The organism is Actinomycetospora aurantiaca (genome assembly GCF_037401875.1).
Lineage (GTDB): Bacteria > Actinomycetota > Actinomycetes > Mycobacteriales > Pseudonocardiaceae > Actinomycetospora > Actinomycetospora aurantiaca.
Window position 1 is genome coordinate 62,441 of record NZ_JBBEGN010000011.1, and the last position, 20,486, is coordinate 82,926.

The 20,486-nt window shown below is 75.1% G+C and carries 19 protein-coding genes; 15 read left to right on the forward strand and 4 right to left on the reverse strand.

Features of this window, described 5'->3' with window-relative positions; genetic code table 11:
• Nucleotides 1–6 precede the first annotated feature (6 nt).
• Nucleotides 7–1,419 carry a CitMHS family transporter gene (locus WCD74_RS20505; protein WP_337696732.1) on the reverse strand — a complete coding sequence of 471 codons (1,413 nt, stop codon included), beginning with the start codon at nucleotides 1,417–1,419 and terminating at the stop codon, nucleotides 7–9.
• A gap of 168 nt (nucleotides 1,420–1,587) precedes the next feature.
• Between WCD74_RS20505 and WCD74_RS20510 the strand changes: the two genes are divergently transcribed.
• From WCD74_RS20510 to WCD74_RS20525, 4 genes are all read left to right on the forward strand, one after another.
• Entirely contained in the window at nucleotides 1,588–2,802 is a 1,215-nt protein-coding gene (locus WCD74_RS20510) for an MFS transporter (RefSeq protein ID WP_337696733.1), read from the forward strand.
• 24 nt (nucleotides 2,803–2,826) lie between these two features.
• Nucleotides 2,827–3,240: a PPOX class F420-dependent oxidoreductase gene (locus tag WCD74_RS20515; RefSeq protein ID WP_337696734.1), complete on the forward strand. Its 414-nt coding sequence runs from the start codon at nucleotides 2,827–2,829 to the stop codon at nucleotides 3,238–3,240.
• Between the two features lie 47 nt (nucleotides 3,241–3,287).
• Nucleotides 3,288–5,120 (forward strand): aspartate--tRNA ligase, encoded by a 1,833-nt coding sequence (aspS, locus tag WCD74_RS20520; protein ID WP_337696735.1) that lies wholly within the window; start codon nucleotides 3,288–3,290, stop codon nucleotides 5,118–5,120.
• Between the two features lie 159 nt (nucleotides 5,121–5,279).
• On the forward strand, nucleotides 5,280–6,533 hold the full coding sequence (locus WCD74_RS20525) for a hypothetical protein (protein ID WP_337696736.1): 1,254 nt from the start codon (nucleotides 5,280–5,282) through the stop codon (nucleotides 6,531–6,533).
• Nucleotides 6,534–6,537: 4 nt separating this feature from the next.
• On the opposite strand, the gene WCD74_RS20530 is transcribed toward WCD74_RS20525, so the two are convergent.
• Nucleotides 6,538–7,695, reverse strand: coding sequence for an aminotransferase class I/II-fold pyridoxal phosphate-dependent enzyme (locus tag WCD74_RS20530; protein WP_337696737.1), 1,158 nt, complete (start codon nucleotides 7,693–7,695; stop codon nucleotides 6,538–6,540).
• On the reverse strand, nucleotides 7,692–8,171 hold the full coding sequence (locus WCD74_RS20535; protein ID WP_286054461.1) for an Lrp/AsnC family transcriptional regulator: 480 nt from the start codon (nucleotides 8,169–8,171) through the stop codon (nucleotides 7,692–7,694). Before WCD74_RS20535 ends, WCD74_RS20530 begins: the two co-directional genes overlap by 4 nt.
• Before the next feature lie 304 nt (nucleotides 8,172–8,475).
• Between WCD74_RS20535 and WCD74_RS20540 the strand changes: the two genes are divergently transcribed.
• The gene (locus WCD74_RS20540; protein ID WP_337696738.1) at nucleotides 8,476–9,873 is read left to right on the forward strand and encodes a replication-associated recombination protein A; all 1,398 of its coding nucleotides are present in this window, start codon (nucleotides 8,476–8,478) and stop codon (nucleotides 9,871–9,873) included.
• On the opposite strand, the gene WCD74_RS20545 is transcribed toward WCD74_RS20540, so the two are convergent.
• Nucleotides 9,870–10,103, reverse strand: a complete 234-nt coding sequence (locus WCD74_RS20545; RefSeq protein WP_337696739.1) for a hypothetical protein — start codon at nucleotides 10,101–10,103, stop codon at nucleotides 9,870–9,872. The genes WCD74_RS20540 and WCD74_RS20545 overlap by 4 nt on opposite strands.
• A gap of 296 nt (nucleotides 10,104–10,399) precedes the next feature.
• Between WCD74_RS20545 and WCD74_RS20550 the strand changes: the two genes are divergently transcribed.
• From WCD74_RS20550 to aroB, 10 genes are all read left to right on the forward strand, one after another.
• Nucleotides 10,400–10,804 carry a DUF948 domain-containing protein gene (locus WCD74_RS20550; protein WP_337696823.1) on the forward strand — a complete coding sequence of 135 codons (405 nt, stop codon included), beginning with the start codon at nucleotides 10,400–10,402 and terminating at the stop codon, nucleotides 10,802–10,804.
• Nucleotides 10,801–11,112: a hypothetical protein gene (locus WCD74_RS20555; protein WP_337696740.1), complete on the forward strand. Its 312-nt coding sequence runs from the start codon at nucleotides 10,801–10,803 to the stop codon at nucleotides 11,110–11,112. The genes WCD74_RS20550 and WCD74_RS20555 overlap by 4 nt, the downstream gene beginning before the upstream one ends.
• A gap of 95 nt (nucleotides 11,113–11,207) precedes the next feature.
• On the forward strand, nucleotides 11,208–13,898 hold the full coding sequence (alaS, locus tag WCD74_RS20560) for an alanine--tRNA ligase (RefSeq protein ID WP_337696741.1): 2,691 nt from the start codon (nucleotides 11,208–11,210) through the stop codon (nucleotides 13,896–13,898).
• 14 nt (nucleotides 13,899–13,912) lie between these two features.
• Nucleotides 13,913–14,347, forward strand: a complete 435-nt coding sequence (gene ruvX / locus WCD74_RS20565; protein WP_373696105.1) for a Holliday junction resolvase RuvX — start codon at nucleotides 13,913–13,915, stop codon at nucleotides 14,345–14,347.
• 35 nt (nucleotides 14,348–14,382) lie between these two features.
• A complete protein-coding gene (locus tag WCD74_RS20570) occupies nucleotides 14,383–16,065 on the forward strand; it encodes an endolytic transglycosylase MltG (RefSeq protein ID WP_337696743.1) in 1,683 nt (560 codons plus the stop codon).
• On the forward strand, nucleotides 16,065–16,937 hold the full coding sequence (locus tag WCD74_RS20575; RefSeq protein WP_337696744.1) for a shikimate dehydrogenase: 873 nt from the start codon (nucleotides 16,065–16,067) through the stop codon (nucleotides 16,935–16,937). Before WCD74_RS20570 ends, WCD74_RS20575 begins: the two co-directional genes overlap by 1 nt.
• Before the next feature lie 98 nt (nucleotides 16,938–17,035).
• Nucleotides 17,036–17,644 carry a prepilin peptidase gene (locus tag WCD74_RS20580; protein WP_337696824.1) on the forward strand — a complete coding sequence of 203 codons (609 nt, stop codon included), beginning with the start codon at nucleotides 17,036–17,038 and terminating at the stop codon, nucleotides 17,642–17,644.
• Nucleotides 17,645–17,668: 24 nt separating this feature from the next.
• On the forward strand, nucleotides 17,669–18,874 hold the full coding sequence (aroC, locus tag WCD74_RS20585) for a chorismate synthase (protein ID WP_337696745.1): 1,206 nt from the start codon (nucleotides 17,669–17,671) through the stop codon (nucleotides 18,872–18,874).
• Nucleotides 18,871–19,395: a shikimate kinase gene (locus tag WCD74_RS20590; protein WP_337696746.1), complete on the forward strand. Its 525-nt coding sequence runs from the start codon at nucleotides 18,871–18,873 to the stop codon at nucleotides 19,393–19,395. The genes aroC and WCD74_RS20590 overlap by 4 nt, the downstream gene beginning before the upstream one ends.
• Complete coding sequence (gene aroB, locus WCD74_RS20595) at nucleotides 19,388–20,482, forward strand: 3-dehydroquinate synthase (protein ID WP_337696747.1); 1,095 nt, start codon at nucleotides 19,388–19,390, stop codon at nucleotides 20,480–20,482. The genes WCD74_RS20590 and aroB overlap by 8 nt, the downstream gene beginning before the upstream one ends.
• Nucleotides 20,483–20,486 lie beyond the last annotated feature (4 nt).

Consider the following 20,486-nt stretch of genomic DNA (forward strand, 5'->3'; position numbering starts at 1 on the left):
GGGCCGTCACGCCAGGAACGGGATCGCCCCGACCAGCACGCCGACGACGAGCATCGCGAGCGAGGCCAGGCCCGCGATCCACAGGGCCTTGCGGTGGTGGTCGCCCAGGTCGACCTTGGCGAGCGCCACCAGCAGCAGGATCGCGGGCACCAGCGGGCTCTGCATGTGCACCGGCTGCCCGACGATCGAGGCCCGCGCCATCTCGGCGGGGGAGATGCCGTAGTTCGCGGCGGTCTCGGCCAGCACGGGCAGCACGCCGAAGTAGAACGCGTCGTTGGACATCAGGAAGGTCAGCGGCATCGAGATCAGCGCGGTGACCACGCCCATGAACGGGCCGAACGAGGCCGGGATGACCGAGACCATCCACCGGGCCATCGCGTCGACCATGCCGGTCCCGTCGAGGACGCCGATCAGGACGGCGGCCGCGAGCACCATCGAGACGACGGAGACGACGCTGCCGGCGTGCGCCTTGAGCTCCGCGGCCTGCTCGTCGACCGACCGGAAGTTCACGACGAGCGCGATCCCGCACCCGATCATGAACAGCACGGCGATCGGGAGCACGTCGAGGATCAGCAGCCCGAGCATGGCCACGGTCAGCGCGGCGTTGAACCAGTAGAGACGCGGCCGCAGGGTCGGGCGGTCCGGGTCGAGCGCACCCTCGACGCCCTGGTCGTCGCCGGCACCGGTGCCGCCGGCGCCGACCGCGGGCGTTCCCGACGGCGGGGTGAGGACCGCCGTCGACCTCCCGGTCCCCGTGGCGACCCGCTCGCCCCCGACCGACGCCCGGACCTCGGCGAACGCGTCCGCACCCAGGCGGGTGCGCTCCCGGCGACCCAGCACATAGGCGAGCACGATCACCGTGGCGATGCCGCCGAGCAGCGACGGGATCATCGGCACGAACACCTCGGAGGGCGAGAGCTTCAGCGCGCTCGCGGCACGGGCGGTCGGGCCGCCCCACGGGACGATGTTTATGACGCCGTTCGCCACGCCGGCGACGGCGGTGAGGATCACGGGGGAGAGCCCGAGCCGGCGGTACACCGGGAGCATCGCGGCCACCGTGATGATGAACGTGGTGGAGCCGTCGCCGTCGAGGGAGACGACCGCCGCGAGCACCGCGGTGCCGACCACGACCTTGGCCGGGTCGTCCCCGACCACCCGCAGGATGCCGCGCACGATCGGGTCGAACAGCCCGACGTCGATCATCGTCCCGAAGTAGATGATCGCGAACATCAGCAGGGCCGCGGTCGGGGCCAGGTCCTGCACCGAGTCGATGACCATGTCGCCCAGGCCGAGCCCGGCGCCCGCGAAGAGCCCGAAGATCGTCGGCACCAGCACGAGCGCGACGACCGGGGTGAGTGTCCTCGTCATGATCAGGGTCATGAAGACCCCGATCATCACGAAGCCGAGGATGACGAGCACGGCGATGCCTCCACAGGTGTGCGACCACGACCGCTCCGGCGTGATGGGGGACACCGTGCGGGCCGCCGCGTCGTGAGGTCGACGTTGGGGAAGCGAACCGCGTAGTGGTCGTAGTGGTCACGGCGGCGGCCGTTCTGGTCGCGCCCGTGATCGGCCAGCATCGGTGGCGTGCGGCGCGTCCCCTCCTGGTTCCTGGGCCTGCTGGTGTGCGTGCTCGCCACCCAGACCGCCCTCAACCTCGCGCGCCCGCTGGTCTCCTACCGCGCGATCGGGCTGGGCGCGGACGCCGGCGCGGTCGGGCTGGTCACGGCCGCCTACGCGCTCCTGCCGATCGTCGTGGCGGTGCCGCTCGGGCGCGCGACCGACCGGCTCGGGCGATCGGCCGAGGTCCTGCTGCTCGGCGTCGTCCTGCTCGGCTCCGCACCGCTGCTGCTCGCGAGCGCGGACGCACTGTGGTCGGTGGCCCTCGCCTCGACCGCCCTGGGGTTCGGCCACCTCGCCTTCATGATCGCCGCGCAGGGCCTCGTCGCGGCCCGCAGCCCGAGCGGCGAGCTGGACCGCGCCTTCGGGCTCTTCACCGCCGTCACCTCCGCGGGGCAGCTCGCCGGCCCGCTGCTCGCCGGCGCCCTGCTCGGCGACGCGAGCGGCGCCGCCCTGCTCCCGGCCAGTCGGACGGCGCTGCTCGTCGCCGGCACGTGCGTGCTCCCGGCGCTGCCGGTCGCGGCCGTCATGACCTGGCGTCGGCTGCGCCGGGCGATTCCCCTTCCCGACGCCGGGCCGGTGCCGGTGGGCGAGCGCACCGGCATCCCGGCCCTGCTGCGCCGCCCGGGCATGCGGCCGGGCCTGCTGGTGAGCCTCGCCCTGCTGGCGACCGTCGACCTCGTCACCGCCTACCTGCCGCTGCTCGCCGAGGAGCGGGGGATCGCCCCGTCGGTCGTCGGGGTGCTGCTCGGCGCCCGGGCCGGCGCCTCGCTGGCCTCCCGGCTGCTGCTGGGGCGGCTCGCCGCCCGGTGGGCGCGCTCCACCCTCGTCGTCGCGAGTGCGGGCGGGTCGGCCGTGTCGCTGGTCGTCGCCGCGTGGCCGGGGGCGGGCGTGCCGGTCATGGCCGTCGCGCTGCCGCTGTGCGGGTTCTTCCTCGGCATCGGCCAGCCGCTGACGATGACGCTGACCGTGCGCTCGGCCCCGGTCTCGGCCCGGTCGACCGCGCTCGCGCTGCGCCTGCTCGCCCACCGCGTCGGGCAGGTGGCGGTGCCGGCCGGGGCGGGCCTCGTCGCCGGGACGACCGGGGCCGCCGGAGCGCTCTGGCTCGCCGGCGGACTGCTCGCCGGGTCTGCCGCCGCGGCCGCCGACGCGACGCGGCGGGGCGCGTTCGACGACGGCTGACCGCCCGCGGGGTACTCGCACGGCATGGACCTCGACCAGGCGCGCGCCTACCTCCGCGAGCACCACCACGCCGTCCTCGCCACCACCCGCTCCGACGGGGCCCCGCAGCTCTCGCCCGTCGTCGTCGGGATCGACGACGAGGGCGCGGCCGTGATCAGCACGCGGGAGACCGCCATGAAGGCGAAGAACCTCCGGCGGACGCCGCGGGCCTGGGTCTGCGTGTTCCCGGACGGGTTCTTCGGCGAGTGGGCGCAGGTGGAGGGCGACGTGGAGATCGTCGACCTGCCCGCCGCGCACGAGCCGCTGCGGACCCTCTACCGACAGGTCTCCGGGGGCGAGCACGACGACTGGGACGAGTTCGACGAGGCGATGCGCCGCGAGCGTCGGGTCGCCGTACGGATCCACCTCGACCGGGCGGGGCCGAGCGTGAGCGGCTAGATAGCCTGGGTGCCTCCCACCCGACGCGACCAGGAGATTCACCGCAGATGATGCGCACGCACCCCGCCGGCACGCTGCGCGCCGAGCACGTCGGCGCCACCGTCACCCTCGCCGGATGGGTGGCCCGCCGCCGCGATCACGGCGGCGTGGTGTTCATCGACCTGCGCGACGCGTCCGGCATCGTCCAGGTCGTGTTCCGCTCCGGCGAGGTGGCCGAGGCGAGCCACCGACTGCGCTCGGAGTACTGCGTGCAGGTGGTCGGTGCGGTGGAGGCGCGGCCCGCGGGCAGCGAGAACTCCGAGCTCGCGACCGGGTCGGTCGAGATCAGCGCGACCGAGCTGACCGTGCTCTCCGAGTCCGCGCCGCTGCCCTTCCAGATGGACGAGACCCCGGGCGAGGACGTCCGGCTGCGCTACCGCTACCTCGACCTGCGCCGCGAGGGTCCGGCGCACGCCATCCGGATGCGCTCGCGCGCCAACAAGATCGCCCGCGACGTGCTGTCCGACCGCGACTTCGTCGAGGTCGAGACGCCGACCCTGACGCGGTCGACCCCCGAGGGGGCCCGCGACTTCCTCGTGCCGGCCCGCCTGCGCCCGGGCAGCTGGTACGCGCTCCCGCAGTCGCCGCAGCTGTTCAAGCAGCTGCTGCAGGTCGGCGGGCTCGAGCGGTACTTCCAGATCGCGCGCTGCTACCGCGACGAGGACTTCCGCGCGGACCGCCAGCCCGAGTTCACCCAGCTCGACATCGAGGCGAGCTTCGTCGACCAGGACGACGTCATCGCCCTCGGTGAGGCGGTCATCGGTGCGCTGTGGTCGGAGCTCGCGGGCTTCGAGCTGCCGTCGCCGGTACCACGGATCACCTACGCGGACGCCATGGCGCGCTACGGCTCGGACAAGCCCGACCTGCGCTTCGGCCTCGAGCTCACCGAGCTCACGGAGTACTTCGCCGAGACGCCGTTCCGGGTGTTCCGGGCGCCGTACGTGGGCGCGATCGTGATGCCCGGCGGCGCGTCGCAGGCCCGCCGCACGTTCGACGGCTGGCAGGAGTGGGCCAAGCAGCGCGGCGCGCGCGGCCTGGCCTACGTGCTGGTCGGGGACGACGGCGCGGTCGGCATGGGCGGCCCCGTCGCCAAGAACCTGTCGGACACCGAGCGCGAGGGGCTCGCGAAGGCCGTGGGCGCCAACCCCGGCGACTGCATCTTCTTCGCCGCCGGACCGCGCTCGTCGTCGCGGGCCCTGCTCGGCGCCGCGCGCGGCGAGATCGCCCGTCGTCAGGACCTCATCGAGCCGGGCTCCTGGTCCTTCGTGTGGGTCGTCGACGCCCCGCTGTTCGAGGCGGCCGACGAGGCCACCGCGGCCGGCGACGTCGCCGTCGGCTCCGGGCAGTGGACCGCGGTGCACCACGCCTTCACCTCGCCGACCCCGGAGTGGATCGACCGGTTCGAGGAGGACCCGGCGAACGCGCTGGCCTACGCCTACGACCTCGTCTGCAACGGCAACGAGATCGGCGGCGGGTCCATCCGTATCCACCGGCAGGACGTCCAGGAGCGGGTGTTCGCGCTCATGGGCCTCACCGCCGAGGAGCAGCGGGAGAAGTTCGGCTTCCTGCTCGACGCCTTCTCGTTCGGCCCGCCCCCGCACGGCGGGATCGCGTTCGGCTGGGACCGGATCTGCGCGCTCCTGGCCGGCGTCGACTCGATCCGCGACGTCATCGCGTTCCCCAAGACCGGTGGCGGCTACGACCCGCTGACCGCCGCGCCCGCGCCCATCACGGCGCTGCAGCGCAAGGAGGCGGGTGTGGACGCGAAGCCGGTTCCCGCGAACCCGGTGAAGCCGCAGGAACGCCCGGTCGACGACCCCGGCGACCAGCCCTCCCGCTAGCCGATCGCGCGTTCGGTTGTGCGCCGTCATTGCCACACACGGTGACGTCGCGCAACCGTTTCGTGGTGCTGTGAACACCCACGTGCATCGATTCCGAGAAGGTTCAGTCCGTGTTACTCGCGAGTAGTAGACGCGCCGGGGCGTAGGGTCCATCGTCTGATGACCCCGCTCACGGCCGACGATTCCGACGCTCCGTCCTCGCTCGACTCCCGCGGGACCCCCGCCGAGCCCACCGAACGATCGCTCGGCGACACGGTCGCGCTCGCCGAGGAGGTGCTCACGCGGCGCACCGGGGCCCGGGTCCGGCTGGCCGACGCCGAGGACCTCGGCGGTAGTCACCGCTCGCGGGTCGTCCGGGTCCGCGTGGCCGAGAACCCCTTCTCGCTGCCCCGCTCGCTGGTGGTCAAGCACTACCTTGGCCCGGTCGACCCCAGCGGGACGACGGGCCGCGCCGACCCGTTCCCCTACGAGGCCGCGAGCTGCCAGCTCTTCACCGCGATGCCCGCGGACGACCGTGCCACGCCGACCCTGTACGCGAACGACCCGCAGCGCCGCCTGCTCGTGCTCGAGGACCTCGGCCGCGGAGCCACCCTCGCCGACAAGCTCCACACCGACGACGCGAAGGCGGCGGAGCGGGCGCTGCTCGGCGCCACCCGCGCGCTCGGCCGGCTGCAGGCCGCGACCGCCGCCCGCGAGGGCGACTTCGGCGCCCTGCTGCGCCGCTCGGGGGTGCGGCACTGGCGCGACCCGCTGGCCGACGACGCCCGCAGCGCCCTCGCCGAGATCCCGGACCTGCTGGCGGGGCGCCTGCGGGTCGAGGCGGCCCCGGCCGCGGTCGCGCACGCCCGCGCGGCGGCGGGACTGCTCGGCGGCACGCCCTACCGCGCCTTCAGCCCCTCCGAGGTCTCACCGGAGAACTGCCTGTTCACCGGGGCCGGAGCCCGCTTCCTGGACTTCGAGTGGGGCTGCTTCCGCGACGTGGCGTTCACGGCGTCGTCGGTCCGGCTGCCGTTCCCGGGCTGGGCCGCGCCGTACTCGCTCCCGACGGGCATGGCCGAGGCGATGACCGCGTCCTGGCAGTCCGAGGTCGCCGGGGTGTGGCCCGAGCTCGCCGACCCGGCGATCGCCGGGCCCCGGCACCTCGCGGCGACCACGCTGTGGGTCTGGGTCACCACCCGCTCGCTGCTCCCCGTCGTCGTGGGGGCGTCGTCGGGGCCGGAGCAGGTCGTGGTCGGCCGGCCGCGCGACCGGGCGGCCGCGGTGCTCTCCGGCTACTGGCAGCGGCTGCGGACCGACGCCGTCCGCCAGCGCGAGCAGGCCGTCGTCGACCTCGCCGACGCGGTCGTGCGCGCGCTCGCCCCGTACGGCGGCGACGTGCCGCTGCCGCCGTTCCCGGCCTTCGCGCGCGCCTGAACCGTCAGGAACCGATGAACCGGGCGATCCGCTCGAGCGCCTGCTCGAGCTGGGGGAGGGCCGTGGCGTAGGAGCAGCGCACGTGCCCCTCTCCGGAGGGGCCGAAGACGTTGCCCGGCACCACGGCCACCTTCTCCTGCGTCAGCAGGCCCTCGGCGAACTCCTCGGAGGACATGCCGGTCGAGGTGATCGACGGGAACACGTAGAACGCGCCGCCGGGGACGGGGCAGGTGAGCCCTAGCTCGTCGAGACCCTTCGAGAACAGCCGCCGGCGGCGGTCGTAGTCGGCGACCATCTCGTCCACCTCGTCCTGGGCGGTCCGCATCGCCTCGAGCGCGGCGATCTGCGACATGTGCGGGGCGCAGAGCATCGTGTACTGGTGGATGCGGTGCATGAGCCGCGCGAGCGGTTCGGGCGCGCAGACGTAGCCGACCCGCCAGCCGGTCATCGCGTAGGACTTCGAGAACCCGCCGAGCAGGACCGTCCGCTCGGGGGCGGCCACGGCGGCCGGGGTGTGGGTGCCGTGATAGGTCAGCCGGTCGTAGATCTCGTCGGAGACCAGCCAGAGGTCGTGCTCGCGGGCCAGTGCCGCGAGAGCCTCGAGGTCGGCCGCGCTCTGGGCGCTGCCGGTCGGGTTCGACGGCGAGCCGAACAGGATCGCCTTCGTGTTCTCCGTGATCGCGGCGCCGATGATCGCCGGGTCCAGCCGGTACGCGTCCCCCGGGTCGAGCGCGACCGGCACCGGCACGCCTCCGGCGAAGGCCACGCACGGCTGGTAGGCGACGTAGCAGGGCTCCGGGACGATCACCTCGTCGACGGGATTGAGCAGCGCCCGCAGCGTCAGGTCCAGGCCCTCGGAGACCCCGCTGGTGACCAGGCACTCGTCCTCGGCGCGGTAGCGCACGCCGTAGCGGTCGGCGAGGTCGTCGGTGACCGCCTCGCGCAGCTCGAGCAGACCGCTGTTCGAGGTGTAGGTGGTCGCACCGTGCTCCAGGGCGTGGATCGCGGCCTCGCGGGCGCTCCACGGCGTCGGGAAGTCCGGCTCGCCGACGCCGAGGGAGATCACGCCCTGCATGCTTTGCGCGAGGTCGAAGAACTTGCGGATTCCCGACGGCGGGATGGCCTCGACCGTGCGGGAGAACGGCTTCTGCGGGGCGCTCACGGCGTCACCGACAGCCGCTGGTCGGGCTCGGGGTCGGTCAGCAGCTGGCCGTCGTCCTTGTAGCGGCGCAGCAGGAAGTGCGTGCTGGTCGCGGTGACGCGGTCGATCCCGGAGAGCTTCTGGGCGACGAAGTCCGCGACCTCCTTCATCGACGCGCCCTCCACCTCGACGCGGAGGTCCTGCGCCCCGCTGACCAGGTGCACCGCCCGGATCTCGCGGAAGCGGGCGATCCGCTCGGCCACGTCGTCGAAGCCCCGCCCGCGTTCCGGCGCGACGGTGACGTCGACGAAGGCCGTCACGCGCTCGTCGCCGAACCGGTCCCAGTCGACGACCGCCTTGTAGCGCCGGATCACCCCGGACGCCTCCCACGCGGCGACCTGCTCGCGCACGGTCGCCTCGTCGATCCCGGTCAGCGTCGCGATGCGTTCGGAGCTCGCGTGGGCGTCGGACTCCAGCACGGTGAGGATCTCCCGCATGGTCATCGACCCTAGCCGGGCGGGCGGGGTCGTCGCGGGTGGCGGTCGCGGGCAGGTGGCAGGTGCTCCGTGCTCCCGTCGTCGCGAGGGGCTCGCTGTCCTGGAGCCCCACTCGCGCGAGTGCTACAGCAGGCAGGATCTGCGCCCCCGGAACCTGCGCCATGTGACTCTCGCGAATGGGCGGCCGCCGAGCTGCGCCCGCCACTTGCCCGAGTGCTACACCAAGCAGGTTCCGTGCCCCCGGAACCTGCGCCATGTGACTCTCGAGGCCGGGCTGTCGGGGGCGGGCAGTAGCGTCGGGCCCGTGAGCGAGGAGGGCCTGTTCGACGTGGCGCCGCCGGAGCCCGAGCGACCGGCGGCCGACGACCTCCGGCCGGTCACCCGCGGGGTCGTGGAGGACCGTCCTTCGCCGGCCGGGAACGACGTGCGCCCGCCGCTCGCCACCCGGATGCGGCCCGCCTCGCTCGACGAGGTCGTCGGCCAGGACCACCTGCTGGCGCCCGGGGCCCCGCTGCGCCGGCTCGTGGAGGGCGCCGCACCCGCGTCGGTGCTGCTGCACGGCCCGCCGGGCACCGGCAAGACCACACTCGCCCGTCTGATCTCGCAGGCGACCGGGCGGGCGTTCGAGGCGTTGTCGGCGCTCTCGGCCGGGGTCAAGGAGGTCCGCGGGGTCATCGAGGTCGCGCGCCGTCGCCTGGCGGCCTCGGACCCCCGCCGCACGGTGCTGTTCATCGACGAGATCCACCGCTTCAGCCGCACCCAGCAGGACGCGTTGCTCGGCGCGGTCGAGGACCGGGTCGTGCTGCTGGTCGGGGCCACCACGGAGAACCCGAGCTTCTCGGTGGTCGCGCCACTGCTGTCCCGCTCCCTGGTGCTCGGTCTGCACGCGCTCGACGACGAGGCCGTCGGCACGCTGCTCGACCGCGCGGTCGCCGACCCGCGCGGGCTGGCGGGCACCGTCACGCTGACCGACGAGGCCCGCGCGCACCTCGTGCGCCTGGCCGCGGGCGACGGCCGGCGCTCGTTGACCGCGCTGGAGGCCGCGGCCGACGCGGTGGGGGAGGGCGGGGTCCTCGACCTGGCCGTCGTCGAGCAGGTCGTCGACGAGGTCGCCGTGCGCTACGACCGCGCGGGCGACCAGCACTACGACGTCATCTCGGCGTTCATCAAGTCGATCCGCGGGTCCGACCCGGACGCCGCCCTGCACTACCTGGCCCGCATGATCGTCGCGGGGGAGGATCCGCGGTTCATCGCGCGGCGGCTCGTGGTGCACGCGAGCGAGGACGTCGGGCTGGCCGACCCGACGGCGCTGCAGGCCGCGACCGCCGCCGCCCAGGCGGTGCAGCTGATCGGGCTGCCGGAGTGCCGGATAGCCCTCGCCCAGGCGACGATCCACCTGGCGACGGCGCCGAAGTCGAACGCGGTGATCGGCGCGATCGACGCCGCGATGTCCGACGTGCGGACCGGCGCCGCCGGCCCGGTGCCGCCACACCTGCGCGACGGGCACTACGCCGGTGCGCAGAAGCTGGGCAACGCGGTGGGGTACCGCTATCCGCACGACGAGCGCGCCGCCGTCGTCACCCAGCAGTACCCGCCGGACGAGCTGGTCGGCCGGGACTACTACACGCCCTCCGGCCGCGGCGAGGAGCGGGCGATCTCCGAGCGGCTCGCGCGCCTCCGGGAGGTCGTTCGCGGGCGTTAGGCCACCGGGGGCAGCCGCCGGAGGATCTCGGTCAGCATCTCCGTGTGCCCGTCGAGCGTGGCCGTGTGCCCGTCGAGGGTCGCGGTGTGCTCGGCGAGCGTCGCGGTGTGCCCGTCGACGGTCACCCTGATGTCGTCGACGGTGTCCGCGAGGGCACGGAGGTCCTCCTCCAGCCCGTCGACGCGGATCTCCAGGCGGTCGACGCGGGGCACGAGGTCGTGCTCGGTCATGGCGACACGGTAACGACGAGCGAGCCGATCCCGAGGGCGTTCCGCGCACCTCGCGGTCGGACTCCGAACTCAAGTGGCGACACGCGCAAGCAGAGCGGCGACACGCCACACGAGTTCGAGTCTCCCGCGGAAGCCCGCCCGACGACGGGTACCGGGTCGTCGCGCACGGGCGGTCCCCGCCGGTGACGCCGTGGGCGCACCACACACCGATCATGGTCACCCGGTAACCTGCCGCCACCGTCGACGGCCCGCGAGGTCCGTCCCGGTCCACGACCACCAGCCGAAGGGGTATGACCGTGTCGGTCGGGCAGATCGCGGCGATCATCGCCGCGGTGGCGTTCGTGATCCTGGTGCTGCTGCTGGCCGTTCCCTTGATCAAGCTGGGTCGCACGCTGGACGAGGCGACCATCGCCATCCGCAAGGCGCACGAGGGGTCCGCCCCGCTGCTGGACGACGCGCAGGTCACGCTGACCACCGTCAACACCCAGCTCGAGCGCGTCGACGGCGTGACGGCGAGCGCGCAGGCCGTCGCGGCGAACACCCGCGCGCTGAGCTCGCTGTTCACCGCGACCCTCGGTGGGCCGCTCGTGAAGGCCGCAGCCCTGTCATATGGGCTGCGCAAGGCGAGCCAGGCGCGCAAGCTGAAGAACGCACCGCCCACGAAGCGGAACACCAAGAGCAAGCGGAGCGCCCGCGCATGAAGCGACTGTTCTGGGTCGGCGTCGGCGTCGCCATCGGCGTCGGCGCCACCCGCAAGGTGAACCAGGTGACCCAGCGCGCCACCCCGGCCGGGGTCGGCGCGAGCCTCGGCGAGGGGCTGCGCGAGCTCGGGGCCGGCCTCGGGGCGTTCGGCGCCGAGGTCCGCGCCGGGATGACCGAGCGGGAGCAGGAGCTGTACTCGCTGGTCGAGGACACCACCGAGATCCCGGTGCGGCCCCAGCCCTTCGTGGAGACGACGCCGAGCGGACGGCACGCGCGAGCGTCCCGGCGGGGGGCCGCCGGGCGCTGAGCGCCCGTCCCGCGGCGCCCCCGCCCGTCGCGCCCGTTCCTCCCGGAACCGATCGGTGAGCCGGTCGGTCCACGCACCCACGAGCAGGACCACACGTGCAGACCCACGAGATCCGCCGACGCTTCCTCGCCCACTTCGAGGACGCCGGCCACACCCCCGTCCCCAGCGCCTCGCTGATCCTCGACGACCCCACCCTGCTGTTCGTCAACGCCGGGATGGTGCAGTTCAAGCCGTACTTCCTCGGCGAGGCCCCGCCGCCGTACCGGACCGCCACCTCCATCCAGAAGTGCGTGCGCACCGGCGACATCGAGAACGTCGGGCACACCACCCGCCACAACACGTTCTTCCAGATGGCGGGCAACTTCTCATTCGGCGACTACTTCAAGGAAGGCGCGATCCGCCACGCCTGGGCGCTGGTCACCGGCTCCCAGGACGACGGCGGGTACGGCTTCGACCCGGAGCGCATCTGGGTCACGGTCTACGAGAACGACGACGAGGCCGAGCGCATCTGGCACGAGGTCATCGGGCTGCCGTCGGAGCGCATCCAGCGTCGCGACGGCCTCGACAACTACTGGGACATGGGCATCCCCGGTCCCGGCGGCCCCTGCTCGGAGATCTACTACGACCGCGGCCCCGAGTACGGCGTCGAGGGCGGGCCGGTGGCCGACGAGGACCGCTACCTGGAGATCTGGAACCTCGTCTTCATGCAGGACGTCCGGGGGGAGCAGAGCCCGAAGTACGGCGCCGCCCCGGTCGGCGAGCTGCCGCAGAAGAACATCGACACCGGCCTCGGTGTCGAGCGCGTGGCGTTCCTGCTGCAGGGCGTGGACAACGTCTACGAGACCGACCTCGTGCGCCCGGTGATCGACCGGGTGCAGGAGCTCTCCGGCCGCTCGTACGACGACGGGTCCCCCGAGGACGGCGTGCGCTTCCGCGTCATCGCCGACCACGTGCGCACCGGGGCCATGATCATCGGCGACGGCGTGGTGCCCGGCAACGAGGGCCGCGGCTACGTGCTGCGCCGCCTGCTGCGCCGCGTGATCCGCAACGCCCGGCTGCTGGGGATCACCGAGCCGGTCCTGGTCGACCTGCTCGGCGTCGTCCGCGACGCCATGGGCCCCTCGTACCCCGAGCTGGTCTCGGACTTCCCGCGCATCGCCGCCGTCGCCGCGAACGAGGAGGAGGCCTTCCTCGCCACCCTCGCCACCGGCTCGCGGCTGTTCGACACCGCGGTGTCGGAGACCCGTGCCGGCGGCAGTTCCCGGCTCTCGGGCGAGAACGCGTTCCTGCTCCACGACACGTACGGCTTCCCGATCGACCTCACCCTCGAGATGGCCGCCGAGGCCGGGCTCGAGGTCGACGAGGGCGCCTTCCGGTCCCTCATGGACCAGCAGCGCGCCCGGGCGAAGGCCGACGCCGCCTCGCGCAAGCAGGGCAGCGCGGACCACTCGGTCTACCGGACCCTGCTCGAGGAGCACCCGCCCGGTGAGTTCCTCGGCTACACCGACCTGCAGGCGGCCGCCCGCGTCGTCGGGCTGCTCGTCGACGGCGTCGCGGTGCCCGTGGCCCGGGAGGGTGCCTCCGTCGAGGTCGTCCTGGACAACACGCCCTTCTACGCCGAGTCCGGCGGCCAGCAGGCCGATTCGGGGACGATCCGCACCGCGAGCGGCACCGTGCACGTCGACGACGTGCAGCTGCCGGTGCCGGGGCTGCGGGTGCACCGGGGCGTGGTGACCGGGGGCGAGATCGCCGTCGACACCGCCGCCGACGCCGAGGTCGACATCTCCCGACGGTCCGCGATCGCCCGCGCCCATACCGGGACCCACCTGATCCACGCCGGCGTCCGCAACGCCCTCGGCAGTGCCGCCGCCCAGGCCGGGTCGCTCAACGCCCCGGGCCGGCTCCGGTTCGACTTCACCTCGCCGACCGGCGCCATCCCGCCGTCGGTCCTGCTCGAGGTCGAGGACGAGGTCAACACGATCCTGCAGGAGGACCGCCCGGTCGACTGGTACGTCACGACGATGGACCGGGCCCGCGAGCTCGGGGCGATGGCCCTGTTCGGCGAGAAGTACGGCGACCAGGTGCGGGTGGTCGACATGGGGGAGTACTCCCGCGAGCTCTGCGGTGGCACGCACGTCGCCCGCACCGGCGAGCTGGGGATGGTCAAGGTCATCGCCGAGGGCTCGGTCGGCTCGGGCGTGCGACGCGTCGAGGCCCTCGTCGGTCTCGACGCCTTCCGCTACCTCAACCGGGAGCACGTGCTCGTCAGCCAGCTCGCCGAGCAGCTCAAGACGCCGAGCGAGGACCTCCCCGAGCGGGTCTCCGGGCTCGTGGACCGGCTGCGGGCCGCGGAGAAGGAGCTCGAGGCCGTCCGGGCCAAGGAGGTCCTGTCCTCGGCGGGCTCCCTGGCCGACGGCGCCGACGACGTGGGCGGCGTGGCGCTCGTGGCCGCCCGCACGCCGGACGGTGTCGGGGGCAACGACCTGCGCACCCTCGCCGCCGACGTCCGGGGCCGCCTCGGCGACCGTCCCGGGGTGGTGGCGCTGTTCGCCCCGGACGGGGACAAGCTCGCCTTCGTCGTCGCGACGACGGCGGCCGCCCGCGACCGCGGCCTGGCCGCCGGTGACCTGGTCAAGGCCTTCGCCCCCGCCGTCGGGGGACGGGGTGGCGGCAAGGCCGACCTGGCCCAGGGCGGGGGCTCGCCGTCGGGCGGACCGGCCGGGATGGACGCCGGGATCGGGGCCGCCATCGACGCCCTCCGCGCGCAGGTGGCGGCGGGCCACTGACGGTGACCGGTCGGGTGCTGGGGGTCGACGTCGGCGCGGTGCGCGTCGGCGTCGCCCTCTCCGATCCCGCCGGAGTGCTCGCGACGCCGCTCGTTACCCTCGATCGCGACGAGACGACGTGGTCCGACCTGGACCGGCTGACCGATCTCGTCGCCGAGCACGAGGTCGTGGAGGTGGTCGTGGGCCTGCCCCGCACCCTGGCCGGGCGTGAGGGTCCGGCCGCGCAGGCGGCCCTGGGCTACGCCGACGACCTCCGCGAGGTGTTCGACGAACGCGGGGTGTCGGGGGTTCCGGTGACGATGGCCGACGAGCGGCTCTCCACGGTGACGGCGGGGCGCATGCTCTCCGACCGGGGAGTGAAGGGCCGCGCGCAGCGGCGGGTGATCGACCAGGCGGCGGCGGTCGAGATCCTGCAGACCTGGCTCGACGCCCGCCGGGCGGCCCCGTGAGCCGCGACTCCTCGCGCCCGCCGCGGCTGGTCCCGATGTCGAGCAGCACCGGCGCCGAGCACCGCCGCCCCGCGGACCCGACGGCGGTCGCGGCGGGGCGGGAGGTCCGGGTCCCGCGGCGCGGCCGCGGGATGCGGCGCCCAGGCGAGGCGAGCGACGGCCGGGACACGACCCGGCGTCGGGAACCGGAACCGCCCACCACCACGCTGTCCGCCCGGTCGGGCCCCGCGGACGAGGAGCCGGACGCGGTCACCGACACCCTCACCCGCCACGAGCCGGCGCCGGAGGTGCCGTCCCGGGTGGTGCTCCCCGGCCCGCCGCCGCGCCCCGCGCGGCAGCGCCCGCCGTCCGCGTCGCACGAGCCGCAGCGCGAGCCCCGGCCCGCCCCGTCCCGGCCGCAGCAGCGCCGGCAGGGCCCGGACCGGCAGGGACCCCCGCAGCCGGAGCGTGCGGCGGCCCCGGCAGCGGCACCGACGACCCCGACCCGCACCGGCGGCCCCCCGGACGTCGGGAACGGCGGGGACGGCGGGGACGACCTGGACCTGCTCGGCGGGCTGGGCGACCCGCCGTCCGGACCGGAGCAGGAGCGCCCCGACCGGCGTCGACGGCTCGTGTGGCCGCTCGTTGCCGGCGTCCTCGTCCTGGCGCTGGCCGGCGGGGCGTTCTTCGCCCGGGACCTGTGGGGCGTGGTCTTCCCGCCCGACTTCGCCGGCCCCGGCACCGGCCACGTGGTGGTGCAGGTCGCCGACGGCGACTCCACCCGCGACATCGGGGAGAGCCTCGCGGCCGACGGCGTCGTCGCGTCCGCCCGCGGGTTCGGGCAGGCCGCCGAGGACGACCCGCGCGGGCGCGGCATCCAGCCCGGGTTCTACGACATGGCCCGGGGCATGCCCGCCGCGCAGGCCGTGACCCGCATGCTCGACCCCGCCGCCCGCCTCGGCCGCCTCGAGGTGCGCGGAGGGATCCAGCTGGACGACACCGCCGGGGTCGGCGCCACCCGCGTGCCCGGGGTGTTGAGCATGATCTCCGAGGCGACCTGCGTGATCGAGGAGTCCGGCGAGCGCCGGTGCACCTCGGTCGACGACCTGCGCCGCACCATGGCGACCACCGACCCGGCGCAGCTCGGGGTCCCGGACTGGGCCCTCGACGGGGCCCGGCGGGCGCTGCCCGAGCGTCGCCTGGAGGGCCTCGTGGCCCCGGGCACCTACGACGTGCAGCCCGGCGCCGACGCCGCGCAGGCCCTCACCGCGGTGACCCGGGCCTCGGCGGAGCAGCTGGAGTCCAGCGGGCTGGTGACGAAGGCCGCGGCCAACGACGTGACGCCCTACCAGGCGCTCGTGGTCGCCTCGATCGCCGAGCGCGAGGGCATCGAGGCCGACTTCGGGAAGATCACGCGGGTCGTCTACAACCGGCTGCCGATCCCGATGCGGCTGCAGATGGACTCGACGATCAACTACCCGCTCGACCGGCAGACGCTGCTGACCACGCCGGTCGACCGGGCCGCGCCGGGCCCCTACAACACGTACCTGAACTTCGGGCTGCCGCCGACGCCGATCGGCGCGGTCTCCGGCCCGGCCCTCACCGCGGCGCTCGGCCCGGAGACGGGCGGGTGGGTCTACTTCGTGAAGTGCGAGAACTCCGGGGCGTCCTGCTTCGCGGTGTCCCCCGAGGAGCACGACGCGAACCGGCGGCTGGCCCAGGCGCGCGGGGTGTACTGATGGCGGGCGCCCGCCGCGCCGCCGTCCTGGGGTCGCCGGTCGCGCACTCGCTCTCCCCGGTGCTCCACGGTGCCGCCTACGAGGCCCTCGGCCTGCGCGGGTGGACCTACGAGCGCCTGGAGTGCACCGCCGAGCAGCTCCCGGCACTCGTCGGCGCCCTGGACGCGGCCTGGGTCGGGTGCTCGGTGACGATGCCGGGCAAGAAGGCCGCCCTCGCCGTCGCGACGACCGCGTCGGCCCGCGCCCGACGCCTCGGGGTCGCGAACACCCTGGTGCGGACCGACGCGGGCTGGGTCGCGGACTGCACCGACGTCGACGGCGTGGCGGGCGCGCTGCTGGGCGCGGGCATCCCGCAGCCGGCGCCGCTGGCCGCCGGGTTGCGCGACGTGGTGCTGCTGGGTGCGGGCGCGACCGCGTCGGCCGCGGTCGGGGCCCTGTACGAGGTGGGGAACGAGGACGTGCAGCTGGTGGTGCGCGACCCCGACCGCGCCCGGGAGACCGCCGCCGTGGTGGACGCCTACGGGATGCGCGGGCTGGTGCGGACCTTCGACGAGGTCGCCGCGGTCGACACCTCCCGGGCGAAGGCCCTGGTGAACACGACCCCGGCCGGGGCGGTGGACGAGGCGCTCGCGGCCCGCCTGGTCGACGGGCTCCCGGCGGACGCGGTCGTGCTGGACGCGGTCTACCACCCGTGGCCCACCCCGCTGGCAGCCGCGGCCGCGCGTCGGGGGCTCGCGGTCGCCACCGGCCTGGACATGCTGCTGCACCAGGCGTTCGGCCAGGTCGAGCAGTTCACCGGGCGCAGCGCTCCCCGCCGGGCGATGCACCGCGCGCTGGTCCGCGCGACCGGGTTCGACGTCCGTCCGCCGTAGTCGTCCGTCCCCACCGGCACCGCCCGGGGCGGTTGTCCACAGGCCCGCGTCCCGGGCGTGACGGCGGGCCCGGCGCGGCCCACGCTCGTCCCGTGACGATGTGGCTGGCCGTGGTGCTCGGGGTCCTCGCGCCCCTCGGTGTCGGGGCCGTGGTCGGGGCGGGCGTGCGCCGGGGTCTCGAGGGCGGGCGGCGGGCGGTGCCCGTCGCCGCGGGCTGGTGCGAGGCCGGGGTGGGCCTGGCGTGGGCGGCGGTGGCGACGGCGGGGGTGCTCGGCCGGCTCGCGCCGGCCGCGGTGCCCGTGCTGCTCGTGGTGTCGGTCGTGGCGGTCGCGGGCGTGGCGACCGACCTCGTGGCGGGCCGCCTGCCCGACGTGGTGACCCTGCCCGCGATCCCGCTCGGCTGGGCGGCCCTGGTGCCGCTCGGCGGCGCGGCGGTGCTCGCCGGGGTCGCGGGGACGGTGGCCCTGGGCGGCGTGCACGCGGCGGTGGCGGTGCTCGCGCCGGGGTCGACGGGCGGGGGCGACGTCAAGCTCGCGGCCGCCCTCGGGGCACCGCTGGCGGCGGCCGGCTGGTGGGCGGTCGCGCTCGTGCCCGTGGCCGCCGCCGTCGTCCTGGCGGGGGTCGCCCTGCTGCTGCGCCGGCGGTCGCTGCCGCTGGGGCCGCCGCTGCTCGGGGTGACCTGGGTCGTCCTGCTGGCCGTGCACTGAGCGACCACCCGGAGGCATGGAACGATGGCACGCGTGTTGCGGTGGTTGACGGCGGGTGAGTCGCACGGTCCGGCCCTGATGGCGGTGCTCGAGGGCATGGTCGCCGGGGTGTCGGTGTCGTCGAAGGAGATCACGGCGGAGCTCGCGCGGCGCCGCCTCGGCTACGGCCGCGGGGCTCGCATGAACTTCGAGGCGGACGAGCTGGAGATCCTCGGCGGGGTCCGGCACGGGCTGACCCAGGGCGGCCCGGTGGCGCTGCGCATCGGCAACAGCGAGTGGCCCAAGTGGGAGACGGTCATGGCCGCCGACCCCGTGGACCCCGAGCTCATCGAGGGTCGCGCCCGCAACGCCCCGCTCACGCGCCCCCGCCCCGGGCACGCGGACCTGGCGGGGATGACGAAGTACGGCTTCGACGAGGCCCGGCCGGTGCTGGAGCGGGCCTCGGCGCGCGAGACCGCGGCGAAGGTCGCGCTCGGCGCGGTCGCGAAGGCCTTCCTGGCGCAGGCGCTCGGCGTGGAGGTGCTCTCCCACGTGGTGTCGCTGGGCACCGCGGACGCGACCCCGGACACGATCCCGCTCCCCGGCGACGGCGAGCGCATCGACGCCTCCCCGACGCGGGCGGTCGACGAGGCATCCACGGAGCGGATGGTGGCCGAGGTCGACGCGGCCAAGGAGGACGGCGACACCCTCGGCGGGGTCGTCGAGGTCGTCGCGCACGGGCTGCCGGTGGGCCTGGGCTCCTACGTGCAGGCCGACCGCCGCCTGGACGCCCGGCTGGCCGCCGCGCTCATGGGCATCCAGGCCATGAAGGGCGTCGAGATCGGCGACGGGTTCACCACCGCCCGGCGCCGGGGCTCGGCCGCGCACGACGAGATCGACCGGGCCGACACCGCCGGCATCGACCGGGCGACGAACCGCGCGGGCGGCATCGAGGGCGGCATGACCAACGGCGAGCCGTTGCGCGCGCGGGTGGCGATGAAGCCGATCTCCACCGTGCCGCGGGCGCTGCGCACCGTCGACCTGGCCACCGGCGAGGCCGCGACCGCGCACCACCAGCGCTCCGACGTGTGCGCCGTCCCGGCCGCCGGCGTCGTCGCCGAGGCCCTGGTCGCCCTGGTGCTCGCCGACGCCGCCCTGGAGAAGTTCGGCGGCGACTCGCTGGCCGAGACCGCCCGCAACGCCGCCGCCTACCGGGCCGGCATCGACCCGCTGCGGGTCGTGGAGCCATGAGCCCCGCCGTCGTCCTGGTCGGGCCGCCCGGCGCCGGCAAGTCCACCGTCGGTCACCTGCTCGCGCACCGGTGGGGGGTCGCGTTCGCCGACACGGACGCCCTCGTCGAGTCCCGCGCCGGCCGGGTCATCGCGGACATCTTCACCACCGACGGCGAGCCGGTGTTCCGGGCGCTGGAGCAGGAGACCGTGGCGGAGGCCCTGGCCGCCCACGACGGCGTGCTCGCCCTCGGCGGGGGAGCGGTCCTGGCCGAGGCCACGCAGCAGGCGCTCGCCGGCCACCCCGTGGTGCTGCTCTCGGTGGGGCTCGCCGCGGGGGTCCGCCGCACCGGCCTGTCCACCGCGCGGCCGCTCCTGGCGGGCGTCAACCCCCGGGCCACGTTCGCCGCGCTGCTCGCCGAGCGGCTGCCGGTCTACCGCGCCGTCGCGACCCACGAGGTGGCCACCGACGACCTGGCGCCGGAGGCCGTCGCCGACGCCGTCCACGCGCTCGTCGGCCCGGAGGTGGTCCGCCGTGGCTGAGACCGAGATCGTCCACGTGGCCTCCGGGAGCCCCTACGACGTCGTCATCGGTCGGGGGGTTACCGACGCCGTGGCCGGCATGGTCCGCGACGGCGGGGCGCTCGCCGGCGCCGCGCGGGTCGCGGTCCTGCACCAACCGGCCGTGGACCGCGTCGCCCTCGACGTCGCGGCGGGGCTGGAGGCGGCGGGTGTCGACGTGCACCGCGTCGAGCTGCCCGGCTCGGAGGACGGCAAGAACCTCGCGACCGCCGGGTTCTGCTGGGAGGTGCTCGGCCGGATCGGGCTGACCCGTTCGGACGCCGTCGTCGCGGTGGGCGGCGGGGCGGCCACCGACCTCGCCGGGTTCGTCGCCGCGGGCTGGATGCGCGGGGTGCGGATCCTCCACGTCCCGACGACGCTGCTCGCGATGGTCGACGCGGCCGTCGGCGGGAAGACCGGCATCAACACCGGCGCCGGGAAGAACCTCGTCGGGGCCTTCCACGAGCCGGCCGCCGTCGTCGCCGACCTGGACAGCCTGCGCACCGTGGGCGCGGGGGAGATCGCCGCCGGGATGGCCGAGGTGGTCAAGACCGGGTTCATCGCCGACCCCCGCATCCTCGAGCTCGTGGAGGCCGACCCGGCGGCGGCCGTCGACCCCGGCGGCGACGTGCTCGCGGAGCTGGTCACCCGGTCGGTCCGCGTGAAGGCCGAGGTGGTGGCCGCGGACCTGCGCGAGTCGCACCTGCGGGAGATCCTCAACTACGGGCACACCCTCGGGCACGCGGTGGAGCGCCGGGAGGACTACCGGTGGCGACACGGCGAGGCGGTGAGCGTCGGGCTGGTGTTCGTCGCCGAGCTGGCGCGCCGCGCCGGGCGCCTCGACGACGCCACCGCCGAGCGTCACCGCGCGGTCCTGGGGTCGGTCGGCCTGCCGACGACCTACGCGGCGGACGCGCTGCCGGAGCTGGTCGAGCACATGAAGGTCGACAAGAAGAGCCGCGGGGCGACCCTGCGGTTCGTCGTGCTCGACGGGCTCGCCCGCCCCGGCCGGCTCGAGGGGCCGTCGCCCGAGGAGCTCGCCGGCGCCTACGCGGCGCTCGCCGCCTGAGACG